Below are 24890 nucleotides of genomic sequence, written 5' to 3' on the forward strand. Positions count from 1 at the left end.
ATTATTTTCCTTTCAATGTATCAATTGCTTTAGCTTTGTTAAGTGATGTTCAAGTAACAATAGAAGTTAGGGTAAATATTGATAAACAAACTGTGGCTGATAAAATAATTGATGATATTGTTAATTTTAACGGTAGAACAATTTGGCTAGTTGTAATCATAAATTTATTAAAGATTGCAATAATTCCAAAAGTTACAGGAACCATAAGTGCACAGGCTAATAAAATAATTGGAATAAAGTTAAAGAAGAACAAGAATATCTTTTCACTATTTGTATAACCTAAGACAGAAAATGTTGCAATTGCTTTTTGGTTTGAAGAGATCATAATATTAGTAATAACGACTAATATAACAATTGAAATAATAAACGAAAGAACAATTATTGCTGTTAAAATTGTATTTACAGTTTGTGATATACCACTAATAAATCCAACTTCAATATCTTTTGAAGCAACATCAAATGATGCTCCAAACATAATATCTTTCCCATAAATAGCATTTGAATCAGTACCAAAAAACTTAGTTAACATTCTTCTTGCAAGTTTAGAATAATTAGCATCCGGGATGCTCATATCAATTATTTTTTGAATGTCAGTTGAATCAATTCCTAAAGTCTTTTTAAGAATATCTTCGTAATTTAAGTTTTTATTATGCGCCTCATTATATGAATTAACCATATGTTCAAAGACTGAAACATATTTCTTAGAAGAATTCGAAATAAATATTGATTTAAAGAATTGCCATGCTCCTTCATCAGTTGCATTTGCAACATCAAATGTTGCAGCTGCTCCTCAGAATCCAACAGTTGAATATGTTGTTAAAGTGTCAATTGTTTGAACAGGTGTTTTATCATTAGATAAAATACCATTAAATGCTTCATATTTATGATTAAATTTAGCTTCAATTTCTTTAAGTTTAGAAGCATTATGAGGTAATTTTTTCAATGCTTCTAATTCATCGAGGCGTGAATCTCTTAAACGTTTAGTTAGCGTATCAAATCCTAAGATTTTATCAATAATTCTTTTATCAGTTGAAAACTCATTATTAATATAAGTATCTGATATACCAATTATTTTATATCTATAGTTTGTTCTTGGTTTTGGTTGATTTAATGAACGATGAATAAATCTATCGACGTGATTTAAAACTTCACCCGAAACAATCGATCCTTCAGAAACACCTAATATTTTTGCAGTAACTTTATTGACTACTAAAGGTATTGGTGCATCAGGATCATTATTTTCTAATCATTTATCTGCTGCTTTTCTAAGTTTTTCAGTTAGATCAACTCCTCTATCTGAATATAAACGAACATATTTAGAATCATGATAATATCCATAAATTTTATGTTCTTTATTATTAATTAAAGTTTTAGCATATGAATATTTTTCGTTTGTTTCATCATTTCAATATATTCCTGCAAATGAAACAAAGAAGTCAGGAACATTAATTTTCTTGTATGCATTTAACAAGAAATTACGATATTCTTGTCTATGTTTAGCGGTTGATACAGGAACAGGCTTTAGATACTGTTGGTTGACCGGATCTCATTCATTAAACATAAATTTCTTAGCACTGTCAGCATCTGAATCATATTTTGATGCATCAAGAGTTGAAGTTGTAAATGAGAAGAAACTTACACGATTTGACATATCTTCAGGCAAACCAGCTTTTTTATCTGCTAAATATTTTTTGCGGTCTTTAACAGCAATTTTACCATCAATATTAGCATTAACTTTAGACTCAAATATATTTTGTGTAGCTTCCATTAATTTTGAAACTTTTCTAAATATTTGAATAACTCTGGCTCTTTGAGTTTCAGGCATATTAGCATATGTAATATCTCATGGTGAAAGTTCAACAGCCATATCAAGCAATAAATCTAATGATGATTTTGTTAAAACAACAGGATCATATTTTCTTTGAATAACATCGCTATTGAATGAATGCCCCGGACGTAAGAAGTTAGGATTAGAATAATCAAGTTGACTTCCATTTGAACTTTGATTGCCGGCTAAATCATTTGGAACATATAAATATTTATCCAAATCATTTTTATTATAAGTTACGTAAGGTCCTCCCTCAGTTGATGGAGTTTCTAAATTCAATTTATAACGATAATTTCGATTTTGATATGTTTTGGAAATTGATTTAGTAAATGTATTATTAGATGACATAAAGAACATTGAAATAAATGATGTTGTTGAAAATGCTAATAATAAAGAAACTAATTTTCAAAAATTATTTATTGCCATTGAAGCAATATATCTAAGCTTAATGGTACTTCTTCTAAAAATTGAAGAAATTTTTTGAGCAACATTACCAACATTTACTTCAACAAGACCACTCATAAGTTCAATTGCTTTTTTACGAACCGAAATAATTGTAATTAAGAAAATTAACAAACTAATGGCGACTAGTGGAATTAAAATCGTTAAGAGTAATGTTAGCCAATTAAATGGAATTGTATTATTTTCAAGCGTCCAATAACTTGAAAATATTTTCATAGTTTTTAATTGAAGTAAAAGTCCTGTAATATATCCACTTAATGTTCCTATAAAAGTTGGAATTCAACCAAAGGCACAAAATGAAAGTGCTATTTCTCCAGTTGTATATCCTTGAGCCCGCAAAATACCAATAACTTTATTTCGGGCCTCAATATACCGTTTAATTATAAAGAAGACAATAAAGGAAACTAAAATAATTAATAATAAAACTGAATAAATAGTTACATTACGGATTGTATCAACTATTTTACGAACAGTTACAACTCTAATAACACGCTCAGGATTTAAATAATCAGTTTCGTCCCGGAGATATGTTTTCTTAATACTGCTTGCCGTGATTGAACTGATAAAGTTATTCAATTTTTTTTGTAATTCTTTAGGAGATTTACCATATAAATATCTACCTTTAGCATCTGTTGGTGCTTTTAGCAATACATATTCTTTAATTGCAAAAGTTGGATATGCTGAATGAATACGGTCGAACCCTTTTTGATTAACATATAAAAGAGCTTGGGTTTTTGTGTCAACTTGTAAGTTTTCTTCATTAATTACAGGATATAAATAATCAGCAGTGCTATCAACACCAATAATTAAATATTCAATTGAATTGATTCTAACTTTATATTTATCTGGCAAGGAAGCAATAAATCTTTGCATTTCAATTGGACTTTTTAAATATTTTGACAAATCGCCTTTATAAACTTCTTTTTTATTTTTATTTAAATAACCATAATTTACTTTAGCAAGATAAGAACCTGCATCAGAATAAGCAATGTAATTCTTAATTGTTATTGGTTCTATTGCAGTATATAAAATTTTCTTAAACGTTTGGGTTATATTAAGATCATAAAATTTAATATCTTTACCATTTTTAGTTTTAAGAACGGAAGAAACGAGATATTGGAAATATGACATATCAAGAGCAACACTATTATCGCCTTTATCATTTATTTCTGAAGATGGAGAAGCAAATTTATCAAATAAAGGACGCAACATTTCACGAATTTGTTTAGTTGTTAAATTATTTAAATTAGAAAATAGTTTTTTAATGATGTATGACAAGTTCCCATCATTTGGATTATTTCCTAAAATATATGAAAGCATAATTTGTGGGAAACTTAATGCTAACAATGGATTTAATATGCTTCTTGGAACATTAAATATCGAAAGCACTTCTGGAAGTTTGCTTGATTCTAATGTTAGTTTATAAAGTAAATCAAAGTGATAATCATTTGAAACTAATGGTGATAATTTATTGTTAGAAGATGAGGAAGTTTTGATAAATGATTTAACAAATTCTTTTAACGATTCTAAATAATGCGTTGGCATATTATTAGCAGATGCTATATATCCTAAATTATAAGTAACTTCATAAATATGTTTATTTAATATATATTTAAAATAGTTAGTTGAAATTTTATGACCTGGGTTATTTAAATCATCAACTTCAGTATCAAGTTGTTTATATTTATTAGATAATTCTGCAAAAAAGTTTTTAAAAACATCTAAATTATTAAATGCTTCTTGCAACATTTTTGCTGCTTTTTGTGTTTCTGCATGTGCTAACGCTAATTTAAGCGTTTTAGATTGATAGTTATTATCGGCACCTAAAATACCAATTCCAGGTAATAAATCTTGAACTTTAGTATAACTATTTAATAAATCGGTTACTTCTTTTCTTTGACATATTTCTAAAAATTTTTGTAATATTTCAGAAATTTCATCATATGTCATTTTCTTCTTTTTAATTTTCTTATATTCAGTTAAACCAGTTTGAGGGTTTTTTTCAAATTTTTCTTCATAATCAGCAAAATTATTAAGTTCATAAGCAAGTTTTATCCACATACTATACAATGCTAAAGTATGTTTAATAATAGAACTTTGTCCTTTCCCCATTAATGAAGATAAATATTTAGATAAAAATGAATGCATTGTTTCTAGTAATTTAGCATCCGGCACATTTGATTTATTATTAACTAAGGCGGAGCGATAAGCTAAATCAGCATAAGATTTTATTTCCTTATTTGCATCATCACTATTAAACTTATAGTCTCAGTTGTTATTTGGTGGTAAATGATTTTTAAGCATAAGCTTATTGATAAATGAATTATAAGATTCTAATTTAAATTTTAGTTTTTCTAAATCGGAAAGTTCTTCACCATTAACTAATGCATATTTTTGTAAAAATTCTAATTCATGTGTTGTTAAATCTACTTTAGTTTTATTAATAATTGCATAATTAATTTTAGCTAAAATATTATTTATTTTAGTTTGATCATAAGCATCTATTTTATTTTTATCAATACTTATTGAGTTTTTATTTCCTCCAGGTATTGAAAACTTTAACAATGTTAAAATATCATATATTGAAATTTTAGAATTAGATTTTTTTGGAATTCTTAATTTTATTTGTTTAATTAATTCTTCAGTTTCATTTGATAAATTAAACATCTTAATAATAGCATCTTGAAATGCTTTAATTTTACCATTAACGTTTTCATCATCATTCGAAACCATTGATGAAATAAAAGCAGATAAATAATCAACATTATCAAGTTTTTCAGTGTAATAATTTTTGTATACCTTGCCATTCGCTTGAATTGGATATGAAATTGTTCTAATTAAATTTTTTAAGGCTTCACTAAATTTAGAAATACTTATATTGTTAATTATTTCAAATAATCCTTCGTTTACATTGTCATATAAACTATTTGGATCATTGCTTGATGAAAGTCTTGAAAAAAATGATTTTAATTGATTAGCATATTCAATATTATCAGCATTATTAAAATAATTTGGATCCAATTTTTCATGTGCTGTTTTTCAAATATTATAAATACTTGTTGATTTATTAGGATTTAACAAAGCGTTAAAATCAAGATTATAAATTAATTCATTAATTGCATTTTTGAATTTTAAATCATCAACAGATTCAAATAAATACGAAACAATACGATGCATTGATAATGTTCAGTATTCAAGATTAGTATCTGTAAAATTTTTATATGGATATTTTTTATATCATTCTTGAATTAAATTAGATCATTTAACAAAGTCAATTGAATCAATTAAATTTTTTAAAAAATCAAATACTTTTTCTTTGTTTTTGAATAATTTTATTAAATCAATTGTTTTAATATTCAAATAAGGAATCATCTTAAAATTAATTCCTAAAGCAGCACTAAAATTATCAAGTTGTTCAATTAGTTTTTGTGCACGTTCTTCATCAGTTGAGGCACTTTCGATATATTTTTCTTTAAAATAATCAATTAAGTGATTAAAAATATTTTTAATCATTGAATTGCCATCTCAATTAATATATTGTCCACCATCTTTAGATTTTTCCGAAACATTTTTAATTATATTATTAATAGTATCAAAAATAACCTTGGTTAAAATATTGCTATTAGATTTTGATGTTGAAAGTAAAACATGATAATTATTATCTTCAAATGCTTTTCTTAAGGAATTGAATAAAACATCTAAAACATTTTTATCAAATAAATATTTAGCATTTGTTTGAAGCAAAACTTTTTTGATTGCTTGAACGAATGATGCGATTGATTTATTTTGAATAATATCATTCACAAATTCATTATTTATTGAGCCAAATGCAATTGGTAATGAAAATGAATTTTTAAATTTAGGATCAGAATAAGCTCATCCATTTTTACCGATTTCACCTTTGATAGTTAGTTCATTTTTAACTAAATAATCATATAGTTCTTCCAAAGTTAAATATTCTTTATTATTTACTAAAACTTTTTTTCAAACTTCTTCATTAGAAAATGAATCAATATTAGATTTTGCTAATAATGCATATTTCCCATTGCCTAAATATGAAACAGCGCCAGCAACTGTTACATTAGTTTTGTTTTCAGTTTTAGTATTTGTTAAAGTAAGTAATTTTTGAGATTTTAATAATTTTGGAATTCTTGTATTTTGGTAAAAATCATAGTAATCTGCAAACCTAATATCAGGTGCAAAATAATTTGGATCTGGTGTATATCCTTCAAATATTGCTTTAATAATTTCTTTTACATATACTGAAGGAATTTTTTTAACAATATTTTCTTCGCCTGGTTTTGGTTTAAGTAAGAAATCATCAGTGTTAGTATTTTGAATTGATGAATTCAAAACTGATGGGTTTGTTTGTTCATCTTTTAATTTTCCTACTTCTTGTTTAGTTCCGTAAATTTTATTATTTCTATCACCTGTGTTAATAAAATGATAAACATTCTTTTTATTTGTTTTTTCATCAACACTTTCAACAGTAAGTGTTTGTCTTATTCCAACATTTAGCTTTCCAACTTCTTGTTTAATTTTTTCAAGAATTATATTTCTTGCAAATTCTCTTGCTTTATCTCTAACTATTGATTGAGTCTCTTTTAATCTATCGTTATTTGATAAATATTGAGCATTTAACTTGGAAATATCTTTAGGATCCACAATTTGTTTTTCAATTGATTTAATGCTTCATAAAAATTCATTATTTTTTCAATTATATTTAGTTCAATCAACATTATTATTAGGCCCCATTAAAGGTCTACTTTTTCATGGGTTATTAAAAAGCGTATCCAAATCTTTAGCATCTAAACGTTTTGTTTCTTTTTTGACAAGTGGTTTTGATCCATCATGAATTCCATTATAATAATATGTTGAAATAACCTTATTTCAAACTGAAAAATATTTTAATTTTTCATATTCTGAAGGATTAGTTTTGCGATAGTTTGAAATAAATTTTAAATGTGAACCTTTTCAATTAGATTTTGATTCATCTTCTTGTTCATTTCAGTTTAATTTATATCTATATCAATTAAAACTTGTAATTTCTTTTCTTTTTCTAATTCATTGTTCAGGTAATAAATAATTGCCTCCTGATATTGTTTCAAATTGTTCTTCTTTATTTATTAGTTCGGTTTTGCCTATTGAAGATAAATAATTTTTAATAGTAAATTTATTTTTTAGCTTATCTTGATCATTTAAAGCGTCTTTTGTAGACAAAGGAGAATCTAATTTAATATCTGAATTAGCTTGTAAAGTTGAATTGTAATATCATTTTCCTTTTTCATTAGGTTTTTCTTCAAAACCTAAAGCTTTAAGAAAGTCAGATCCTTTAATAGTTTGTAAAACACCACTTGCTTTTCATTTATCATAATCTTTAATATCTAGCGATGCTTCTTTGGTTTTTGTATTCAAAAACAAAGAACGAGGATTAGTTAAATACTTCCCTTTATTTGTTTCAGTTGAATAAACTATATTAGCAATATCTTTTAACTTTAATTCTTTTTTGAACTTAAATTCAGTTAATTCATTAGTTTTTATTTCCTTTTCATATGGAACAAACTCACCATTTTCTTTTTTGTATAGTTTAAATTTATATGAACTTCCTAAACTAAATTTTCTCATATTATAATCAAGAGAGCGTTCTTGATTTTCATTTAAAGGAATTGGGGCTGGAGGTAATTTTGCAAGTTTTTCTTGCTTTTGAGCATCAGTTAAAGTTGTATCATTTTCAATATCTAAACGTTTTTGAACATTAGTTATGCTATATTTATTAAGTGAAAAATCAATTCCAGAAGTTTTATTTTTTGAAGCATAATAAAACTTCATAAAATCCTCTGTCTTAATATATTTATTTCCATCTGAAATATTTAAATTACCAAATTTATCTTTTAATTGAATGTATTGACGGTCATTCTTAGGTAAAGTTAATGAATAGTCAAAAATATTATTTGCTGGGGTTGTTCCGAAATTATAAGGTTTTTTTGTAAATTTATTTTCGTCATCAATTTGGTCAAAACCACCATTAGGAACATTTCCTGTGGGATTTACATCTAAATCTGTTGTTAAATCATGCAATCTGGAAATTCTATCATATGAATTTATAGTATTAGAATACGATGTTTTTACATCAAAAAATAATGTAAAAATGCCAGAAGTTAAAAATATTAATATTGTTAAACATATCAAAGTTATTTTGTTTCTAGCAAGAGATTTAAAAACTTCTTTAAATAAACGTCCCATATTCAACTCCAAATGTTTAGTATATTATTATATATTACATATATAATAAAATAAAATGCAATTATTATACCTTAGTTATAATTTTTAAATATAAAAAAATAACTAATAATGATATTAAACAATATTAATTTCATAATTATTAAGGAAAAATCTATAAAAATTACTCTAAATTATTCTTTATTATAGTTTTTCATTCACGAGGAATACCTTCGGGTGTAAGTTTATTTTTTTGAAAATATAACAATATATTTTCAATATCGAAAAAAATATTTAATTTTAAAACATTAACATTTAACATTAGTTTTTGTGTTATTCATTTAGCATTATCAATCTCAAGATTATACTTCTTTGATTTTAAAAAACAAAAATATGAGTTCATTTTTCCAAGTTTGTGTGATATTTCTACTAAGTTTTTAAATTCAGAAACAGCTCTTGCCGTTATAAAATCAAATTTATTATAATCGGTTGAATTTTCGCATCTAATATTAACTATGTTAATATTTTTAATATTTAATTTGGTTATAACTAATTGCAAAAAAGAGCATCTTTTCTTTTGTGCCTCATAAATTGTTAGGTTAAAGCTTTCATTTTTAAAAATTAAAAAAGGTAGCGAAGGGAATCCTGGTCCTGCGCCAATATCTAAAATATTTTTATTATCTAAATTTGTAATGTTTTTTTCTATTTCCTGAAAAATTAAAATGTTTTCAATAATTCCATATTTAAAAAGTTTTCCATCATAAAAACCTGTTAAATTGTATTTAGAATTTTCGGTTTCAATTAATTCATAATATGAGTTTAATTTTTCTTTAATTTCGTTAGTTAAATTAGGGAAATATTCATTCAATAATTTATTTCTTTTGTCTAATGTAATCATTATATACTTCAGTTATTGAAGTTTTATTGATATTTGCTTCAATAACTTTTCCTAAAAATTCATCTAATGATAATATTCTTAATTTTTTATAATTTTGGGTATTTTTTAAATTAGTAGAATCAGTGACAATAACTTCAGTAACATTATTATCATTTTCGAACATATCAAAACCCTTTGAAAAAAGTCCATGAGTAGCAGCGACAATAATTTTTTTAGCACCTTGTTCTTTTAATGCTTGAACTGCATGTAATATTGTTCCTCCAGTGTCAATTATGTCATCGTAAATAACAACATTTTTACCTGCAACATTACCAAGAACACCCATAATTTCACTTTTGTTAGGCCCTGTTCTCCTTTTGTCAATTATTGCTATTTCATCATCACTTTGTAATAGTTCAGACAATTGTCTAGCACGCACGGCACCACCATGGTCCGGTGATACAATAACAAATTTGTCTTTTCGATTTTTGAGTTCTTTTCCAAAAATAAATTGTCCCCTTAAATCATCAACTGGAATATTGAAAAATCCTTGAATTGAAGGATTGTGTAAATCAATAGCGATAATTTTTGATGCTCCAGCAGTTTGTAGTAAATCAGCTACAAGTCTTGCGCTAATTGGTTGTCTTCCTGCTGCTTTTCTATCTTGTCTTGCATATCCATAATATGTAATTACAACATTAATGTCTTTAGCACTTGCTCTTTTAAGAGAATCAATAAAAATCAAAAGTTCCATTAAATTATCATTTACCGGTTTTGAAGTATTACATATTATAAAAACAGATTTATTTCTGACGGTTAAATCCGAATATAATAATTTTTCACCGTCGGCAAAAGTTATTTTTTGAATAGGCGAAACCTCTATATTAATATATTTTGATATTTTTTGCGCTAGTTCTCACGAATTTTCTAAGCCAAAAATAACTACATCATTTGAATTTTTAATACTCATTTTGCTTTCCTATGTTTATATTTTATTATTCATTTATTGATATTTATTAATTTTACATTTATTTGTATTAAAAATTAATATTATCAAGTTTTCACCATACTTAAAACATAATTTTTAATAATTTGGAAAATTTTGAGAAATTAAGACATGAGTTTTCACAAATTTTTATCAATTTTTAACTTGTTAAGCATTTAATGTTTAAAATGAAAATGTAAGGAGAAAAATGACAAAAAAACAGCAATTAATTAAATTGAATAACGAATTTGATTCAAATTTATTAATTAAAGATATAAAAAAATACAATAATGTAAAATCATATATAGATGAAGATGCAGATAATCCTAAAGTAAAATATTATCTTTTTGTCGTAAATGAGGATAATAAAATTGTTAGAGGTAATAAAGGTGGAACTATGAAACAAAGTGAATTTCAAGAATTAGTAATTAATGAATTTAAAGAGCAAAAGAAGTTTAATGAACAACAAATTAAATTTAATGAATTTGTAATAAATGAATTTAAAGAACAAAGAAAATTTAATGAATCATTTTCAAAGCGTTTAGATTCTATTGAAAGTAGATTAGATTCAGTTGAAAAAAGACTAACAAAATTAGAATCATTCCACAAAAAGGAGTTATAGACATTTGATGAATATATGCAAATAAATAGCCCATAATAATTAAACTAGGACAAATTAATTAGACTCAATTTATTTGTTTTGTATATGCCTCTCATAATTCATGAGGGGTTTTTAAATTGAATTTCTTAATAAATCTTTCATTATTATATCAATTAATAAATTGGTCAATTTTTTCTCTTAACTCATCAAATGTTAATGTTTTAACTTTTTGTTGAAAAATAGGAAAAATTTCAGTTTTTAATATCGAAAAGAAATATTCAATTTCTCTGTTATCCAAAGAATTTCCAACTCTTGACATTGAAATAATTCCATTATGTTTTTTCATAAAATTTAGATAATCATGTGAAGAATACTGATATCCATGATCTGAATGAATTATAAAATTAGACGGAAATTTTGTTGATGAAATATGTTTCATTACAAGAAAAACATCATTGTTTTTTGATAAATTTCAACTTACAATTTTTTTGGTCTTGTGATGAATTAATACTGATAGATAAACATGATTTTCTCTCACATCTTTTGGTGAAGGAATGTATGACACATCAGTAGCATAAATATCATTATTTTTTCCATCATAATCTCGATTAGCGATGTTTAAAAATTTTACATTTGTATTCTTTACTTCACGTTTTCTTTTTGCTTGTCTTATTGAACAATGCAAGCTAAGTTTTTGCATATATCTACCTAAAGTGCGTGCATTTATTGAAATATTATTATTTTTCTTTAGAAAAATAGATAGTCTTTCTCTTCCAAATCTACCTTTATTTGTATTAAAAGCTTTAACTATTTCCATTTCATATTTAATTTTTTGTGTTTTGCTATTGCTTTTATTTTTCAATCTATAGTAAAAGGTGGATTTTTTTATACCTAATACATTCATTATTCCAGCGTTTGTTAATTTATTTGAAATTGTCTTTTTAATTTTCTTTACAACTTCGTCCAAATTTTTACTTTTATATTTATCAAGTATTATTTCATAATAAACGTTTAGTATTAATTTTTTAAGATCTTCTTTACTTAATTTACTCAATGCTTCATCTTGCAATTTTTCTCTTAATTCATCATCCTTTTTATTCTTTTTTCTTCTACCAACGTTTTTGCCTTTTTTAGGAGCTTTCCCGGTCTGTGATTCTATATTCATACCTAAATTATAATTATTAAATTTGGTTTTAATCAAATGTAAAGCATTCTTTCAATAATTGATATTTTTCTTTGTTATTCGAATGTATTTAGACATAAATTCTTTTTTTGTTATGTCATAGTTAATATATAGTTCGTATAAATTAAAAACTTTTAATCATTCATTTTTCTTTAAGTGTCTACCCATTAAATCCCTCTTTTCTTAAAAATGATAAAAAACTCATAACGTCAATTATGAGTCTAATTTTTTTGTCCAAGTTTAAATTATGGGTTTTATTTTTTATTTACAAGTTTTTTATTTTGACATTTTTTCTTATATTGAAGTGTAGAGATAATGATAAGTTTAAACAAAATAAGCTACGCATAATAAAATGAAAACAAAAAATATAGAAATTAATTCTTACAATGAAATTGGTTTAAAAACATGATTATCATTAAATAAATCTTACAGTTCTTATAATAATATAAATTCTATTTAGTACATGATAAAGAAAATAAAGAAGACTATAAACAAAGTAAGTTCCAAAAATTTGTAAAACAAAAGAAATTTAATTAATTATTTTCAAATCGTTTAGATTCTATTAAAAATAGATTAACTTTGGTTGAGAATAAACTAAATTTTGTAGAGACAAGATTAACAAAATTGGAATCATTTCATGATCCTGAAAGTATTTTGTATAATATTAAATAATAAGTAATTTATATAGTTAATTTTAGTATAAGCGTTAAAATCTACAAAAATTCATGGTAGATTTTCTTATAAATTAATTTAGCAATGCTTACTAAAACAATATAAGAAAACACAAAAAGTAAAAGTCATAAGTAAAATATTGGAGGTAATGCTTTTAGACTTAATCAATTATTAAGATTTGGAATATATTGAGCAGAAGTGACAAAAGCTATACCAAAGATTGATGTTATGTATATAGAAGTAGAAGCATTTGTTTTAAAGAAAGGCATTTTATCACTTCTTAAGAAATGGATAATAATTGTTTGCGTCCACATTGAAGTAACAAGTCATCCTGTCCAAAACATTTGTTTAAATTCATTTGCTTTGATGGAATCAATAGTTAAATCTTTAAATTGAGAACCAATTTGATTAGGAATAAATACATAATATAAAATTAAAAATGACATTATATCAATAGCAGTACTAATTAAACCGAATCAAATCATAAATCTAAGTATTGATTTATGTTCTCATTTTTTAGGCTTTTTAATAAATTCTTTATCAACATTATCTCAAGGTATTGCGCCACAACATAAATCATAAATTAAGTTTAAAAATATAATTTGAACTGGAGCAAGCGGTACAAAAGGTAATAATATTGCTGCTAAAACAATACTAATAATATTTCCAAAGTTAGATGAAACAGTCATTTTAATATATTTATTTATATTAGCATGCGTTTTTCTACCTTCATTAATTGCAGTACTTAATACATTTAAATCTTTTTCTAGCAAAATAATATTAGCAGTTTCTTTTGCAATATCAACAGCTGTATCAACAGAAATTGAAACATCAGCAACTTTCATAGCATTAGCATCATTAATTCCATCGCCCATGTAACCAACAGTATGTCCGTTTTTTCTTAAAATAGTTATAATTCTTGCTTTTTGGTCAGGACTTAATTTTGCAAAAATTTCAGTGTTTTCAACATGAACTGCTAATTCTTCATCGCTCATATTAATTAAATCTTTGCCAAGCAAAATCTTATCATATGGAATTCCAACTTTTTCGCATATAGCTTTAGTTACTAAAGCATTATCGCCAGTTAAGATTTTGATTTCAACACCACGATTATGTAATTCTTTAATTGCTGCTTCTGCCGAATCCTTAGGAGGATCTAAAAAAGTTAAATATCCAATTAAAGTCATATCTTTTTCATCATTTATTGAAAATTTTCCAACAGGAGCAGCATCGTTTTTAGAAGCTATTGCAATAACACGCATTCCTTCCTCTGAAAATTCTTCGACTTTCTTTAAAACTTTTTTTATCATTGGTTTAGTTAAATCTAAAACTTTACCATCTTGATATATAGTACTGCAAACACCAATAATTTCTTCAACAGCACCCTTTGTAATCATTTTAATACGATTATTTTTTAAAGAACGAACTAATACTGACATTCTTTTACGATTAAAATCAAAAGGCAATTCATCGATTTTTTCAAAATGTAATTCTAAATTGTCTAATGATTTTTCTTCGTCTGCTAATTCGAGTGTTTTATTGATAATTGATTTATCTAATAAATTTTTAAGTCCTGTTTGATAATATGAATTTAAAAATGCATATTTTAAAACATATGGATCTTCATTTCCACTAACATCTAAGTGACGCTCTAATATAACTTCATCTCTTGTTAGTGTTCCAGTTTTATCAGTACATAAAATATCCATTGTTCCAAAATTTTGAATGCTATTTAAATTTTTAACAATGGTTTTTTGTTTCCCCATTGTTATAGCGCCTTTAGACAAACAACTAATAATAATCATTGGTAGCATTTCAGGAGTTAATCCTACTGAAATAGTTATTCCAAATAATAATGCATTTATTCATTTATTGTTTTCTTTGTTTGTAAATCCAATAATTAGAAATACAATAGGAATAACTATTGCCATAATAATTGTTAGCATAATAGATATTTTTTTAACACCCTTTTCAAAATTAGTTTGAATTGGTTTTTCATTTATCTTTTGTGCTACTTGGCCAATATATGTTTCATTTCCCACTACTACTACAATAGCTTTTGCAGAACCTGAAATAATATTAGATCCCATAAATGCTAAATTAGGATAATCAGTTATATTATCATATGATTTATTTGGATCTATTTGTGCATATTTTTCAATAGGTTCAGATTCACCAGTCAAGGAAGATTGAGAAATAAATAAATCTTTTGCTGATAATATTTTAACATCTGCAGGTATTATATCGCCTGCAGCTAAATGAACAATATCACCAACAACAATTTCTGATAAAGGGATTTCTTGCAATACTCCGTTACGTTCTATCAAAGAAGTGGTTTGAATTATTTGAGTGAGTTTTGATGCTGAAGTTGCAGATCTTTGTTCTTGAATAAAATGAATAATACTACTTAAAAAAACCATAACTAAAATAATTGTCATAGTTATATATGAAGGTTTTTCCTTTTTTGTTAAAGGAATAATAACTTCTACAATCATTGATATCATTGAAAGAATAAAAAGAATAATATTAAATAAGTTAAAAAACGATCTAACAATTCTTTTTCAAACATTGTCAGCACCTTTTTTGCTTATTTGATTTTTACCAAACTCATCTTGATTTTGTTCAATTATTTCTTCATCAATAATCCCGCGTTTAGAACTATTAAATTTAGCAAAAACATCATCATTAGATAGTGAAGATATTTCAATTAATTTTTGTTTTATTTTTAACAATTTTTCTTCATTTTTATTAGGTAAAACAGAAGCCATTGAGATGTCCTTTCTGATTTATCAAATAAAGATTTACCAAGAAAATTTAAGATCTATCAAAATAAATCTTAAATTATTCTCGTAATAACCTTCTTCAATAGATCTCATTTTATTCCTTTAAAATTATTATAATTTTACCATTATTTTTAAGTTTTAAAAAAGATAAAAAAATAGCAGATTTGCATCTACTATTTATTTTTAAAAATTATTAATTAATTGAACATAAAACTTGGCTAAATACTTTATCGTCATCTTTACCGGTTTTCAATACTAATTTCCACTTAGCTACATAGTTGCCATTTTCCTCCACTATATTAACGCCTCTATAATTTCCTTTTTTTACAGCAACATTAATTGTTGAATTTTTGCCATGGCTAATTGCTTTATTATTAACTGATATTCCAGGTATAGTTTTACCTTTATTATTTTTTGTTAAAACTTTACCATTTTTTAAAGCAACAGGATTTTGTTGTTTTGCAAGTGCTTGTCTTAATTCCGATAATTTGTTAGGATCAACTGTAAATAATTTTCCAGCAACTGATGCTTCATAAACTTCTTGTGATCTATATTCTTTTAATTGAGCTTTTTTAAATCCTTCAATAGTTTTACTATATTCTTTTTCTGGATTTCCATCATTACATAAATCTTTTAATTTATATTTAAGAGTTACTTTTCCTTCTTCAATATTTCTTTCAAGTTTTACATCTTTAATTTCAGCACAATCTAATGGATAATCATTATTTTCAGTTTTAAATTGACTATATTGAACAGTTGAAGCTTCAGTATTAGCAATATCACCTTGATAATTAAATTGTAATTTATCATTAAATTTATCTAAATCAAATGTTTCTTTTTTAAATCCAGAAACTTCATATTCAACATAAGTTGTTTCGCTACCTTTAGTTAGAGTAACTTTAACTTTAACTATATTTTTGTATTTATTTGCAGAAATAATTTCTTTTTTAACAGTAACGTCAGAAGGAAGATTATATTCAACATTATTTTTCATTAATTTAAATGTATCAATATTTGCATCTGTTCCTAATATATTTTCTTTATTTTCATATTCTAAAGTTACACCACTTAATAATGAATTTAAAGTATCTTCTTTAAATCCAGATATTGTTGCTTCAACTTCTTTTGAAACAAGTGAACCATACACTAATTTATATGTTACTTTTAGTTTATTGTTTGTAAAATCTTTTTCAACTTTTGAAATTACAACATCACATCTTGGAACATTAGGTTTAACAATATTGTTATTATCAATATCAACTAATTTTGTGATTTCTTTATTTTTATAATCAAATTTGTCTTTATTTTGCTCAACTAATTCATTTAATCTGTTTTGGTCATAAATATCAAATTCTTCTTCAATTGTTTGGATTTCTTTTACATCCCCAAGGTTTGGTACTCCTTGACCAATATATTTTGCTAATTTAAATTTAAGTGAAATTTTATTACCATTTTTCACTAATTTTGCTGAAGCTATATTAGTCCCATAAAGAGGTCTATGATCTTTCAATTCAAAAATTGCTTTTCTTGTTGGATCATTAGGATTATTTTTATCATATTTTTTATTATAGAATTTATAATCTTGATATGAATAGTATAAATTGGCTCCATCTGCCATACTATCTACTAATTGTTTAACATCAGTTTCATGAATTAATTTTGTATTTTCCTTAAACTTTTCACGTTGATCAATTAATACATTTTTATCACTTGGATGTGTTGTTATTTCAAATTCTCTAACTAATGAATAAGTTCCTTTAGTTATTTTGGCTGAGAATTTTCTTTTTCCGTTTTCTCATTCATCTTTTGATATTTTATCTTTTAATCATTTAACGTCTGAAATTTGATAGGTAGAATCTATATCATGATTTTCTTTATCAGAATATTTCATTTTATTTAAATCTAATTCATTTAAATCTAAATTATCAGTTGATTCTGAATATTTAGCAGTAAGTCCTTCAACATAATCATTGAATTTCTTTTGTTCTGGATCTGTTATTTCAGGTTTCTTGAACCCTTCCAATATTCTTGTAATATAACTTTTACTTACTAAACCATTTTTGTTGTTTTTTAAATAAAATTTAATTTTTAATTTAGTTAAATCTGTTTCAATAGGTTCAAAAGTAGCATTTGCAATTTCGTAATCATCTTTGTTTTCTGTTACACCAGATTTAAATTGTCATTTAATTTTAGTTGAATCATTAGCATTTTTTGCTTCAATATTTTCTTTATTTTCATAATCAACATTATCGATTTTATTAACAAGTTTATTTATTTTGTCTTGTTCATCTTGTTGAACATTCTTTTTAAATCCATCTAGTTTCAATGCTTTTGTTGTTGATTTAATTTTACCATCTTTTGTTTTTAGCGAAACCATAGGTTGTAAAATTCCATTATTACTTTCAGAAGCGTTTAGAGTAATACTATCTATTTCATATTTTTCTTTGTCAAACCCAGAAAATTCTAAGTCCTCTTTTTTTACATCCTTGGCTTCAATATTTTCTTGAGGCGTTGTTCCTTTATAAGAAACAGTTACTTTATTAAGTTCTTCATTAATTAATTTTTGATGATCAACTACTTTTTTAAATCCAGAAATAGTGAACTTTTGCGATACTATATTTCCTGTTTTTTTAGATTTAATTTCAAGGTTAACTTCAACCTTGTCATCATTAATTTTTTTAATTCCTAAAACAGAAACTTCATATTTTGAAGAATTAATTCCTGAAACTTCAAGAATTTTTTCAGGTGAAGGTTCTTTAACAAACTCATCAACTGTGTGTTCTTTTCTATATTTTTCAGGAACAGTAAGTTTTACTTTTCGCTACATTGTAATATCAAGTGCAACACTATGAGATAATTTATAGAGTTGCATTTTTATATAAAAAAAGAGCAACCATTTTGCTTCAGAAGGCGGTTACTCATGATTAATAATTATAATCATTTAAATTATACCAATAGAATTCTAATAAAAGAATATTTAAGTAAAAATTACTCAATTAGGAAAATATCTAAAGAAATTAAAAAAAGTCCTTCAACAATATCACGAGAAATCAAAAGGAATTTTGATTGCTTTAATTTAGAATACAATCCTGAAATAGCTGATAAAAAAGCTATGACTAGGCATAAACACAAGTTTTATTTTTGAGATCGTCATATATATGAAAAATATGAAGATTTTACCAATCAATTTGTAGCATTATATGATGGTAAAAAATGAATGGTTGAAAATACTTATTTTTATATTAAAAATAATTTTAATTACCCTATCCCTTCGCTTAAAACAATTTTTAATTGGATAAATTCAGGAAAATGGGCTATACAACGGAAAGAATTATTGCGAAGATATTATAAAAAGGGCGGAAAAAGAGCAAATACAAATATAATTGATAGACTAGTTGGCGCTAAATATGTAAAGCCAATTTGAACTCGTCCACAAGAAATTAATGATAGATCTGAGTTTGGTCATTGAGAATTAGATCTTATTTGTGGCAGAAATGTTCGTGGGGCATATCATATCATTACATTTGTTGAACGAAAAACTAGATTTTGCTATACAGCAATGATAAAGGGAAAACATCCAGATAATTTAAATAGAATTCTTTCTAAACTTATAGGTTCCAACAATATTCCTGTTAGATCAATTACAACTGATAATGGATTTGAATTTAGAAAATTAGGGTTATTAGCTTATAAATTTGATATATGCATATATTTTACAGACAAATATGCATCTTGGCAAAAGGGAAGCAATGAAAATTGAAACGGTTTATTTAGAAGATATTTTCCTAAAGGAACTAATTTTGATGAAATTGATCCTGAATACATTAAAGAAGTGACATTAGAAATTAATTATAAACGTAGAAAAATATTGAACTGAAATTCTTCATTAGAATATTACAAGGAAAATTTAATTGAAACTTACAATAAGATTTTTGAATAATTATTAATATTTAATTTAAAAACACTATGTGTTTATTTTTAACATATTTTTTTACTTTTTTTAATACATGAATTTTTGAAAAAAGATAAAATAAAATATGAAGCACATAGTGTTGCACTTCATATTACTTTCTAGCGAACAGTAAGTTTTACTTTTCCTTTAACAATGTCTAAATTTTCTTTACATGAGATAGCAGCTAAAGGAAGTGTTGTTAAAGATGACAAACCTCCGATTAAACTAAAAGCTAATGCTTTAATATTCTTATTTTTTTTCATATTTACCTTTCGTTAAATTTAATAATAAATTTACATATTTAATTATAGCAAAGTTAAATATGCTTCAAAATAAAAAATAACAAGAAAAGAACTTCTTATTACTAATAATAAAATTAAATGTATTTTAATTTATTTTTCTAACAATAAAAGTTGAATGTATATCATCATATGTATATTGATAGTCAGATTCTTTTTCTTCAAGCAAACTTTCAACACATTCCTTTAAAGCTCCACTACCTTTTCCAACCATAATATGTAATTCAGTTTCATATGAATTTTGATCAAATTCAAAAAACGTGTTTAGAACTTTAGCAGTAGCCTCATCAATACTTTTACCATGTAAATCTAAAAACTTATTCATTTTTGTCCCCTTCTTTTATCATTTGACATTTTGGGCAAAAATATGTTCCTCTTCCATTTACTTTTATTTTTTCAATTTTATAATTACAAATTTTGCAATTATCTTGATTGGTACCATGCACCATTAAATATTTTTGATAATTACCAATTTTATTATTAAAACTTTCAAATGAATGAATTGTAGTTCCTCCATTTAAATATGATTTATTCATTATTTCGTCTGCTAATTTTAAAATTATTTTTCAATCATTTAAACTAATATTTTTAGTAGAGCTTTTAGGATGAATTTTTGCAGCGAATAAAACTTCATCTGCATAAATATTGCCAATTCCGGCAATTAATGTTTGATCTAATAATTTAGTTTTAATTGCAACATTTGAATTTTTAACTTTATTATATAAATCTATAACATCAATATCTTTAGGTTCTTTAGCTATTGTATGATAAGGTTCCAATAAATTTCTAGTAATTTCATCATTATAATTTCTAATATGCAAAGTACCAAACATTCTTGAATCATTATAGTGAAGTTCACTATTATCATTAAAGATTAATTTAAACATACAATGTAATGAATGCTTAGTTTCATTTTCATAATATTTATATTTTCCTTCCATTCTTAAATGAGAATAAAGGAAAATATTATTTGATAAACTAAATATAATTAGTTTTCCTTTATTTTTAATATCAATTATTTTTTGATTAATTAAATTTTTTTTGAAATAATCAAAACTAAATTCTTTTAAAATCTTGCCCTTAAAAACAACAAAATCTTTAATTGTTTTATTTAAGCAAGTTAGTTTAATATTGTCAATAACTGTTTTTACTTCTGGAAGTTCAGGCATAATTTAAAAATTATATAAAAATTGATTAAAATAAGAATATTATGAGTAATAAAAAATATAACGAATTAATTATTTCTACTACAGATACTGTTTTAGGTATAGGCGGCAAAGTAAATGAAAAAATCAAAAAATTAATTTATGAAATTAAAGGAAGAGATGAAAATAAAAAATTAATAATATTAGTTTCATCAATAAAGCAAGCTAGAATGTTTCCTGAATGAAATATTCAAGCTGAGCAATATGCTAAAAAATATTGGCCTGGAGCAACAACTTTAGTAGTTAACAATCAAGGTTTTAGAATGCCTAATCAAAAAAAATTACTGGAATATTTAGAGCAAAATGGCCCTATTTATATGTCAAGTTGTAATTTGTCAAATGCTCCGGTTTGCAAAACTATTGAAGATGCAAAATTAATTTTTCCTGAAATTAAAAATATATATAATTTTGGAAAAATGTCACAACAACCTAGTCAAATTATTAGAGTTGAAGATGGTGAAATATTAAGGAAATAAAATGGACAAAAAAATAGTGTATATAGCAAGTGATCATGGTGGATATGACACTAAAATAGGTTTAGCCAAATTGCTTGAAAAAGATGGATATGAAATTAAATTATATGGTGCACAAGACAAAACTACTTCTGTTTCTTATTCGGAAATAGGTATTGAATTTGCTAAATTACTAACTAAAAATAAGGATAGTGATAAAAACTATTATGTAGCATTATGTGGTTCCGGTATTGGAATAAGCATTGCTCTTAATCGTTTTAAAAATATTAGATGTGCTCGCGTCACAAATGAAGAAGAGGCTAAATTAGCAAAAATGCATAATAACGCTAATATATTATGTTTTGGAGGAAGATTTATAAATCCGGAACAAGCTTATAAAATGTTTAATGTATGAAAAAATACCACCTTTGAAAGCGGTCGTCATGTAGCAAGAATTGCTAAATTAGGAGAAATCGGGGAATAAAGCCGTTTCTTTTTTTAATCAACTTTTGATGTATCAAATAATCCAAAAATGCGATAAATTGGAGAAATTGTTATTCAAGCTTCTGGGTCTATTTTTATTATTTCGGCTTTAATTATGCTTTGTTCCAAAAATAAAGCAAGTGTTTCAATTTTTATACTATTGCTTTGATTATATCCGGATGTTATATTTGAATAATTATATCCATGTCAATAATTGATTTCTTTTAAATGTTTAATTATTAAATCAGCTTTTTTAGTATAAATTTCAATTTTAACTTTCTTATATTTAGGATATAAAATTTCAACAAGACCATTGTAAACAAATATATAAATAATAGTTGCAATCACACGTAATAAAAATGCTCCTGGATTTCAAGGTTTATTTTCTTTATTTACACCACCAAGTTCAATTCCTAATATTAATACTATTGAAAAAGCGGCAAAAATTAGTGCAACAATAGTTGAAATGAAACCAATTCCTCTTTTTTTAACTCTTGAAACATAATAAACAATAACATCACTTCCGGCGGTAGAACCAGAATTTTTCCATGCGATTGCTGAAGCAGCACCAGCACAAACCCCTCCGATAATTGCATAAATTATTATTGGTCAGGTAGGATTTGATCAAGTCGAAGTTGTAATGAATGTATTAGGATATTTCCCATACACATTTCATGGGATTAATTCATTTCATTTAGTTTTGTCTTTATTTCAATTTACATAATAAATTGAGATTTTGTCAAAAAATTCACCAACAGGTTTAATTAATAAAAAACTTTGTATTAAAACTAAGAATAATAATCAATAAAAAGTTAACAACATAAAGATGCGAGGATTTTTCTTTCAAAAAGCAATGATAAAAGGAAAATTAAGCGCTAAATAAATGTATGCAAAATAAGGTGCAGTTTTGGATATTGTATAAGTTAATGCTTGAACTAAAGCTGAAACACCAGAGGCTACAGTTGCGGCCTTAGCTAAAAACGTTGCAACACCAATATTATATAAAAGAGCTGATAAAAAAATAAACATCATTTTTTTAGGAAACTTTTTTCAAATATTAAAAAAATTAAGTTTATATGGATTTAAATCATAATCATTTTTTTTAGTTATTTTTGCCATTTTTTTCTCACTTATAAATACGTTAATATGTTAACATATTATTTTATCTTTTAATTATATATAATTTAAAATGTAAGGATATATAGATATGAAAAAAAATAAATTATTATTGACTTTAATTCCATTGTTTTCAACTCCATTTTTAGCAATTTCATGCAAATGTGAAAAGAAAACTAAAGATGAAAATTTAGAACAAATTATTAGCAAAGCAAATATAGAAGTTTCAACTGAATATAAAAACAATCATACAGCTAATGAAGCAATAAATGATTCAAATTTTAAAAGTTTAATTAATATCAATAATATTGATAAAAATAAATATGAAACATCAATATTAAGTATTAAAAAGCATAATGAAACATCAGTCGAATTAACTATTCAATTAAAATCTAAAGCAACTAATAAAACTATTAGTAAAAAATTTATTGTTGATGGTTTTAAAAAAGAAAATATTATTGATCATCAAAAATTAATTAATGAAGAAGCTAAAAAAATAATAACTAAATATACAAAGCCAAATCCTGGAAACACTGAAGCAAAGGATGTTAAATTTGAAGATTTTGAATTTTCAGGATTTGACAAAGAAAAATATGAAATATCTAAGGAAAGAACAAGATTAGATGCTTCTAATAGCAAAAACGGAATATTAAATGTTTATCCAGTTTTAAAAACAAAAGATGGAAAGTATTTTTCAAAACCTCTTACCTTACCTCATGATTTTAAGTTTTTTAAAAAGAAAGACTTAAAACAAGAAAAAATAAATTCATTGTTAAATGAAGTTGATTCTCTTGAATATTCTGGTAGTTCAAATATATATTCTAAAGATGCAAACGATCCAACACAAATATCATGAAAATTCCACCCTAGTGTATATGGTGAATCTGAAGATGATTATGAATTAATAGTTGAAGAAATAAAATTAAATGAAGAAAACTATAATGAAATCTTAGTTAAATATAGACTAAAAGATAAAATAAATAATTTGATTAGCCAAAACACAAGAACTAAAACAATTTCAGGATTCAAATCAATGCCTGAATCTAAAATAAAAATTGAAAAGATTAAAACGGAAATTAGAAATTATTTTGCAAATGCAATCAATAAGATATTATCTGATCCTTTAATATCAGAATATGAAAAAAATAAATATAGAGATAATGCTAAAAGACAAAATTTTATTAAATATGCCACTGAATCTATAAGTGCATATAGCTGACATAATTTAGAATTCTTTTATGAAGATGATGAAACATTTATAAATGCATATAGAAATATTTTTAAAGGTTTATTAGAAAATGCTTTAAATACTGAAAAATTAATACCTGAAATAATACGAAATTTTAGTAATAAACTATTTGATAATAAGGAATGAAAAAAACTATATAAGCAACAATTTATTAAATGATTACTTCAATATAAAAATTTCGAACAAGAGAAAAATAAATTAGGAATAGATACAGAATCAATATTAAAAAATAACCTTGAATATTTGTGAAACTTGTCAAGAATTAGCGATATTGAAAATATATTAGTTAATAAAAAAACAAACCCTAAAGCGCTTAATAAATTAACTGAAGAAATTAAAAATAAATGTAGAGAAAAATTCTCAACTTTATTAAATGATAGTGATAGACTACCTGATTCAAAATATCCTGAATTAAAAGATATTAAAAAGATAATTATTGAGTTTTATTTAGATAGTGCAATTTATTATGCTAAAAATAAAGTTGCATTTGATAATTTAGTTTCAAAGATAAAACCATATTAAAA

At 24.6% G+C, this 24890-nt stretch carries 16 protein-coding genes; 6 read left to right on the forward strand and 10 right to left on the reverse strand.

Annotated features, from left to right (window positions below):
• Position 1: 1 nt before the first annotated feature.
• From LQ356_RS00220 to LQ356_RS00230, 3 genes are all read right to left on the reverse strand, one after another.
• Positions 2–8533: an FtsX-like permease family protein gene (locus LQ356_RS00220; protein WP_405311686.1), complete on the reverse strand. Its 8532-nt coding sequence runs from the start codon at positions 8531–8533 to the stop codon at positions 2–4.
• Positions 8534–8693: 160 nt separating this feature from the next.
• Positions 8694–9407 carry a 16S rRNA (guanine(527)-N(7))-methyltransferase RsmG gene (gene rsmG, locus LQ356_RS00225; protein ID WP_405311687.1) on the reverse strand — a complete coding sequence of 238 codons (714 nt, stop codon included), beginning with the start codon at positions 9405–9407 and terminating at the stop codon, positions 8694–8696.
• Positions 9382–10356 (reverse strand): ribose-phosphate pyrophosphokinase, encoded by a 975-nt coding sequence (locus tag LQ356_RS00230; protein ID WP_405311688.1) that lies wholly within the window; start codon positions 10354–10356, stop codon positions 9382–9384. The genes rsmG and LQ356_RS00230 overlap by 26 nt, the downstream gene beginning before the upstream one ends.
• A 223-nt stretch (positions 10357–10579) precedes the next feature.
• On the opposite strand from LQ356_RS00230, the gene LQ356_RS00235 reads away from it, so the two are divergent.
• Positions 10580–10993, forward strand: coding sequence for a hypothetical protein (locus tag LQ356_RS00235; protein WP_405311690.1), 414 nt, complete (start codon positions 10580–10582; stop codon positions 10991–10993).
• Positions 10994–11051: 58 nt separating this feature from the next.
• On the opposite strand, the gene LQ356_RS00240 is transcribed toward LQ356_RS00235, so the two are convergent.
• The 3 genes from LQ356_RS00240 to LQ356_RS00250 form a co-directional block, all read right to left on the reverse strand.
• Positions 11052–12323, reverse strand: a complete 1272-nt coding sequence (locus LQ356_RS00240; RefSeq protein WP_405311355.1) for an IS3 family transposase — start codon at positions 12321–12323, stop codon at positions 11052–11054.
• A 545-nt stretch (positions 12324–12868) separates the two neighbouring features.
• Positions 12869–15595: a magnesium-translocating P-type ATPase gene (mgtA, locus tag LQ356_RS00245; RefSeq protein ID WP_405311692.1), complete on the reverse strand. Its 2727-nt coding sequence runs from the start codon at positions 15593–15595 to the stop codon at positions 12869–12871.
• 208 nt (positions 15596–15803) lie between these two features.
• Entirely contained in the window at positions 15804–17987 is a 2184-nt protein-coding gene (locus tag LQ356_RS00250) for a lipoprotein 17-related variable surface protein (protein ID WP_405311694.1), read from the reverse strand.
• A gap of 220 nt (positions 17988–18207) precedes the next feature.
• Here LQ356_RS00250 and LQ356_RS00255 point away from each other — a divergent pair, with 220 nt between their 5' ends.
• A complete protein-coding gene (locus LQ356_RS00255; RefSeq protein WP_405311696.1) occupies positions 18208–18474 on the forward strand; it encodes a hypothetical protein in 267 nt (88 codons plus the stop codon).
• Positions 18475–18530: 56 nt separating this feature from the next.
• Positions 18531–19550 carry an IS30 family transposase gene (locus LQ356_RS00260; protein WP_405311318.1) on the forward strand — a complete coding sequence of 340 codons (1020 nt, stop codon included), beginning with the start codon at positions 18531–18533 and terminating at the stop codon, positions 19548–19550.
• Between the two features lie 131 nt (positions 19551–19681).
• Here LQ356_RS00260 and LQ356_RS00265 read toward each other — a convergent pair whose 3' ends face one another.
• From LQ356_RS00265 to mutM, 3 genes are all read right to left on the reverse strand, one after another.
• On the reverse strand, positions 19682–19825 hold the full coding sequence (locus tag LQ356_RS00265; RefSeq protein WP_405311698.1) for a hypothetical protein: 144 nt from the start codon (positions 19823–19825) through the stop codon (positions 19682–19684).
• A 124-nt stretch (positions 19826–19949) separates the two neighbouring features.
• Positions 19950–20186: a Smr/MutS family protein gene (locus LQ356_RS00270; protein ID WP_405311700.1), complete on the reverse strand. Its 237-nt coding sequence runs from the start codon at positions 20184–20186 to the stop codon at positions 19950–19952.
• On the reverse strand, positions 20179–21030 hold the full coding sequence (gene mutM, locus LQ356_RS00275) for a DNA-formamidopyrimidine glycosylase (protein ID WP_405311702.1): 852 nt from the start codon (positions 21028–21030) through the stop codon (positions 20179–20181). The genes LQ356_RS00270 and mutM overlap by 8 nt, the downstream gene beginning before the upstream one ends.
• A gap of 41 nt (positions 21031–21071) precedes the next feature.
• On the opposite strand from mutM, the gene LQ356_RS00280 reads away from it, so the two are divergent.
• Complete coding sequence (locus LQ356_RS00280; protein WP_405311704.1) at positions 21072–21542, forward strand: L-threonylcarbamoyladenylate synthase; 471 nt, start codon at positions 21072–21074, stop codon at positions 21540–21542.
• Position 21543: 1 nt separating this feature from the next.
• Positions 21544–22002, forward strand: a complete 459-nt coding sequence (locus tag LQ356_RS00285) for an RpiB/LacA/LacB family sugar-phosphate isomerase (protein WP_405311706.1) — start codon at positions 21544–21546, stop codon at positions 22000–22002.
• A gap of 14 nt (positions 22003–22016) precedes the next feature.
• Here the strand turns inward: LQ356_RS00285 and LQ356_RS00290 are convergent, their stop codons facing one another.
• Positions 22017–23120 carry a YitT family protein gene (locus tag LQ356_RS00290; protein ID WP_405311708.1) on the reverse strand — a complete coding sequence of 368 codons (1104 nt, stop codon included), beginning with the start codon at positions 23118–23120 and terminating at the stop codon, positions 22017–22019.
• Positions 23121–23208: 88 nt separating this feature from the next.
• Between LQ356_RS00290 and LQ356_RS00295 the strand changes: the two genes are divergently transcribed.
• Positions 23209–24888, forward strand: coding sequence for a hypothetical protein (locus LQ356_RS00295; protein ID WP_405311709.1), 1680 nt, complete (start codon positions 23209–23211; stop codon positions 24886–24888).
• Positions 24889–24890: the final 2 nt, after the last annotated feature.

It is taken from the genome of Metamycoplasma faucium (genome assembly GCF_045160055.1).
In the GTDB taxonomy this organism is placed as follows: Bacteria; Bacillota_I; Bacilli_A; order Mycoplasmatales; family Metamycoplasmataceae; genus Metamycoplasma; species Metamycoplasma faucium.